Origin of the sequence: Sphingopyxis sp., from assembly GCF_035250425.1 — a bacterium.
In the GTDB taxonomy this organism is placed as follows: domain Bacteria; phylum Pseudomonadota; class Alphaproteobacteria; order Sphingomonadales; family Sphingomonadaceae; genus Sphingopyxis.
Genome location: NZ_DATFFD010000224.1, coordinates 1 through 2,636 on the forward strand (window position 1 = coordinate 1; position 2,636 = coordinate 2,636).

3 protein-coding genes are annotated in these 2,636 nt (G+C 66.9%); all 3 read right to left on the minus strand.

Translation table 11 applies throughout. The features are described from left to right. The coding region (ftsA, locus tag VJ811_RS13380; protein WP_324073122.1) for a cell division protein FtsA at positions 1 to 1,028 on the minus strand (1,028 nt) is incomplete at its 3' end. Positions 1,029 to 1,031: 3 nt separating this feature from the next. After that, a complete protein-coding gene (locus VJ811_RS13385) occupies positions 1,032 to 1,970 on the minus strand; it encodes a cell division protein FtsQ/DivIB (RefSeq protein ID WP_324073124.1) in 939 nt (312 codons plus the stop codon). Beyond that, on the minus strand, positions 1,967 to 2,636 hold a 670-nt coding region (locus VJ811_RS13390), incomplete at its 5' end, for a D-alanine--D-alanine ligase (protein ID WP_324073126.1). The genes VJ811_RS13390 and VJ811_RS13385, both read right to left, overlap by 4 nt.

Genomic DNA, 2,636 nt, shown 5'->3' on the forward strand with positions numbered 1-2,636 from the left:
GTGTAGTCGGCGATGCCTTTCAGGTCGGCGCCGCCGCCGACGAGCACGACCTGCCGGCCGATCGGGCCGACGAAATGCAGGTCTTTGAGCGTCCGGCCGATCTCGCCCATCATCGCGTCGAGGCGCTGGCGGATCACCGACACCAATTGCGCGCGCGTGATGCGCGGGGCGTCGCCGTTGGTCGGGGCGCCGGGCTCCAGTTCGATGATCTCATTATTGTCGCGCGGGCTGGCCGAGGCCGAGCCATAGAAGCTCTGCAGCCGCTGCGCCTGGCTGCGCCGGATGCCGAATGCCGAGGCGATGTCGTCGGTGATGTCGCTGGCGCCGAAGGGCAGCGACACCATTTCGACGAGCATTCCGCCCGCATAGAGCGACACCGTCGTGACCGCCGCGCCGAGTTCGACCAGCGCGACCCCCAGGTCACGCTCCTCGTCCGAGAGACAGGCGAGCCCCGCGGCGATCGGCGAGGCGACGACCGCGTTGACGTCGAGATGCGCCTGCCGCACCGCGGCCTCGAGGTTCCGTACCGGGGCGCCGTCGGCCATGATGATATGAATGTCGACGCCGAGCCGGTCGGCGTGGAGGCCGATCGGGTTCTTCACGCCGTTGAGCCCGTCGAGCGTGTAGAGCGCGGGCTGTGCGTGAAGGATCATGCGGCCCTCGGGGTCGATACCGGCGCGGCCCGCGGCGAGCAGATCGTCGATATCCTCCTGTTCGATGCGGTGGCCGCCGAGTTCGCTTTCGATAGGCGCAACATCGCTCAAAAGGCCGCCCGCCGAGAAGCTGACCCACACATCGTCGATGTTCAGCCCCGCGATGCGTTCGGCCTGTTCGATCGCCTCGCGCACGATATGCTCGGTCTGTTCCATGTCGGCGACATAGCCGCGCTGGACCCCGCGGCTTTCGCGCTGGCCGGTGCCGAGTACATGGAGCTGGCCGTCGGCGGTCTGCCCCGCGATCAGCGCGCAGACCTTCCACGACCCGACATCGAGTGCGGTGATGATCTTTTCGATGCGCGGCGGCGCCATGGCTTACCCCTTCTCCGCCGAGGCTTCGGCGACGGCATCGACCGCGGCGCGCGCATCGTCGAGCTTCGCGGGCGCCACCTGCCCTTCGTGCGGCAAGCGCAGCACGAAGCGCGCGGGATCGCGCATGTCGAAGCGCAATATGCCGCGCCCGAGCAAGCGGTTGGCGCCGTCCATATGCGCGAATTTGGCGAGCGCGGCCTTCGCCTCGGTCTCGCCTTCGGGAAGCGACAGCGTCTCGCCGCTGCGGAAACGCAGGTCCCAGCGGCGGTTGCCGACCCAGGTCGCGCCCGCGAGCAATTCCTTGAGGCTGCTCGCCTCGGTCAGCAGGCGGTCGAGGTCTTGCGAGCGCTGGTTCGCCTTCGGCCCGATGACGAGCGGCAGGTCGGGCATCGTCGCGACGGTGACGGGTTCGAGCACGACGCCCTTTTCGTCGATCAGCGACAGGCGGTTATTATGCTGCCAGATCGCCGCCGGGGTGCGCTCGACGATATCGACGACGAGCGTGTCGGGCAGGCGCCGCGACACGCGCGCATCCTTGATCCAGCCGTAGCGCATCAGATCGCCGCGCACATCTTCCAGATCGACCGCCGCCATCGAGCGGTCCTTCTGCGCAAGCGCGATGTCATAGACCTTCAGCCGGTCGATGCGGTCGGCGCCGACGACTTCGACCTTCCTGACCTGAAACCCCGCGCGGCCGACCGCCTGCGCATATTCCTCATGGATCTTTGCGGTCACGCCGGTCGCGTGCGCGCCGATTGCGACAACCGCGCACAGGCTGAGCCCGATCGTCCAGTTCGCGACCTTCTGTAGCCGCTGCGGGCTGATCGGCAGCGCGTTGATGATCGCGTTGAGGCGCGAGGTCTGGACCTTCCGCCGCTTCTTCGGCGCGCGCGAGGCCCGCCGCGGCGGCGACTTGCCACGCTTGATCTGTGTCTTGCTCATAACAACGCTTCCCCCACGATGCGTTCGACCAGTTCGGCATAATCCATGCCCACAGCGCGCCCCTGTTCGGGTACGAGGCTGAGCGCGGTCATTCCCGGCTGGGTGTTGACCTCGAGCAGGAAAATGCCCGCGAGGCCATGTTCGTCGTCCCAGCGGAAATCGGAGCGCGAGGCGCCCTTGCAGCCGAGCAGGCGGTGCGATTGCAGCGCCAGATCCTTCATCCGCTGCGCGACGTCATCGGGGACGTCGGCGGGGCAGACATGTTCGGTCAGCCCGTCGGTATATTTGGCGTCATAATCGTAGAAACCCGACTTTACGCGGAGCTCGGTGACGGCGAGCGCCTGATCGGCGAGCACCGCGACGGTCAGTTCGCGCCCCTTGATGAAGGGTTCGGCGAGCAGCCGGTCGAACTCCTGCCACGGCCCGACGGCCTCGCGCGCGATCGGGTTGCCGTAATTGCTGTCGTCCTTGACGATCGCAACCCCGACCGACGAGCCTTCGTTGACGGGTTTCAGCACATAGGGGCGCGGCAAGGGGTCGACTGAAAACAGGCTTTCGCTGTCGACCATCGTCCCCGTCGGCATCGGAATACCATGCGGCACCAGCGCCTGCTTCGTCAATTCCTTGTCGATCGCGATCACCGAGGTGACGAGCCCGCTGTGCGTA

Coding starts and splice junctions, on each gene's coding strand:
- VJ811_RS13385 (WP_324073124.1), bottom strand. CDS start 1,970: ATGAGCAAGACACAGATCAAGCGTGGCAAGTCGCCGCCGCGGCGGGCC.